General features: G+C 39.9%; 2 protein-coding genes. Both read right to left on the bottom strand.

The genetic code is table 11. The features are described 5' to 3' along the window. The coding region (locus tag I2F62_RS13030; protein ID WP_324627411.1) for a BapA/Bap/LapF family prefix-like domain-containing protein at positions 1 to 793 on the bottom strand (793 nt) is incomplete at its 3' end. Between the two features lie 30 nt (positions 794 to 823). Further along, positions 824 to 1,352 (bottom strand): OmpA family protein (locus tag I2F62_RS13025; RefSeq protein ID WP_324627410.1); only part of this gene is annotated, 529 nt, incomplete at its 5' end.

Genomic DNA, 1,352 nt, shown 5'->3' with positions numbered 1-1,352 from the left:
CTTGTTGTAGATCCAAGCCTCCACCAACTTCTGATGGTGTGTGAGCTGGGAAGTCTTCTGGCGTGCTTACACCCGGTGCACCGGCAAGTTCACCTGGACCTTTAACAGCATTACCATTGCGGTCTGTACTTACTGATTCACCAACCAGTGGTGAGCCTTCTACAATTTTGGTGCCTTCTGGTAATTGTGCACTATACGTGCCGTCGTCTTTAACCACTGTTTTAACAGTTTCTGTCACCACTTGACCATCTTTGTCTACACCCTTAACCGTAATAACAACGTCGGTTCCTGGCTTAACATCGGTGGTTTTACCCGTTAGGCTACCGTCTTTACCAATTTTTAAGTCAATTGCGCCTTGTTGTAGATCCGATCCACTACCGTGTTTTGATTTATTCCCGCCTCCAATTGCCGCAATAGTGCCACCTAATACGCCTACGCCTGCTATCCAAGGTAACAGACCAGCCAAATGACTTCCTGCCTCTGGCAATAAAGCTTCTAAACCTGAAATATCCTTAAAGCCTGAAAGACCATCAAACCAAAAAAGTGCACAGCCATTTTCTTCAAAGACTAAATCGGATGAAACATCGTCATGTACAACAAAAAAATCTTTAATAACGACAACTTCACCATTTTTTAATTTCATGATGAGATTATTGCCATCACGTAGAAACTCAGACACATCATCACGATGCATTTTGGTGTGTACAATTGAGGCTTTGCTTAAATTAATTTGTGTGGTATCCACGGTTTCTTTATTTAAAGAACTTTTATCTATTACAATAAACTTTGTCATTTTTTTGATCCAAAAATATTAAAAAATTAATTACTTCGCAATGCCTGTAATGGCAACTGTTACACGACGATCAGGCTGTAAGCACGCTTTAAGTGCATCACGTTGTTTCACATCGAAACAACCATTGGTGACAGGTTTATTTTTACCTGAGCTCGCCACTGAAATAACATTGCTAGCAACGCCATTTTGAACCAACAATTGACGTACTGTTTCTGCACGGCGTTGACCTAACTGTTGATTATAATTGGCATTTCCCAAACGATCTGTATATCCAGTCAATGCAATATGACTCACTGATACAAAATTATTTGTAATTTGAGAGGCAACATTGACGACTTCTTGACGACCTTTAGGAAGTAAATCGTTTAATGAAGATCCATTGAATTTAAATAAGGTATCTGCTGCTAAATTGACATTTACTGTCGTTTCTACAACTGTAGATTTAGCAGTATTTACTGATGAAGTTGCCACTACAGGTTCAGGTGCTTGGCAAGCTAATGGTTTTCCGTTATTAGACATAAACGGCTGACCAGATGCATCAACTGACAATACTAAAGAC

Source organism: Acinetobacter sp. MD2(2019) (genome assembly GCF_035615615.1).
Taxonomy (GTDB): Bacteria; Pseudomonadota; Gammaproteobacteria; order Pseudomonadales; family Moraxellaceae; genus Acinetobacter.
Note: the sequence above shows the minus strand (reverse complement) of the source record. Positions and strands in the feature narration are given on the sequence as shown.